General features: G+C 45.8%; 1 protein-coding gene. It reads right to left on the minus strand.

What is annotated here, in order from left to right; translation table 11 throughout:
- Positions 1-559: HDOD domain-containing protein (locus tag R7O13_RS29700; protein ID WP_318305570.1), on the minus strand; the 559-nt coding region annotated here is incomplete at both ends.

A 559-nucleotide genomic window follows, 5' to 3' on the forward strand; every position in this document is an offset into this window, starting at 1 on the left:
ACAAGACCTCTGCACCTGTTAAATTGAATTCCACTTCATGTTCATCAATACGTTCGTCTTGATTACGGAACATCAATAAGTGGTTTGCAATTCGAGCAATGTCTAAATAACTGACTTCTGGACGAGCGGTAACAAACTTTTCGTTTGAAGAGACTTCTCGAAAATCGTTGTCGAACCCCCAGCGTTCTAGCACCAACTTACTGGTTGCAGAGCAGCGAGTTTGGAAGATTTGCAACGCGATATCAGGGTCAAGGTAATTGCCACTATCCAGATACAGGTGATATTCGTTAATGAGGCAGAACAAGCCAATATCGGCCAATAAGCCAACTAGAAGTGCCTTTTCCAGCTCCAGATGTGTGTAAACAGAAGGCTCGTGTTTGTGGAATTCTTGTACGACCAGCACCATCGTGGCGCAAAGCTCTCGAGAGACGGCCGCACTTTTTACCAGTATGTCATTGCACTCTTTACTCAGATTGTCCGCGTGTTTCAATTGCTCGATAGCTTGTGCGGTCACGATGTGTCGAACGCGGAAGATACCTAAACGAGAGACGGCGGTAGT

The sequence above is a fragment of the Vibrio sp. Y176 genome (genome assembly GCF_033438945.1).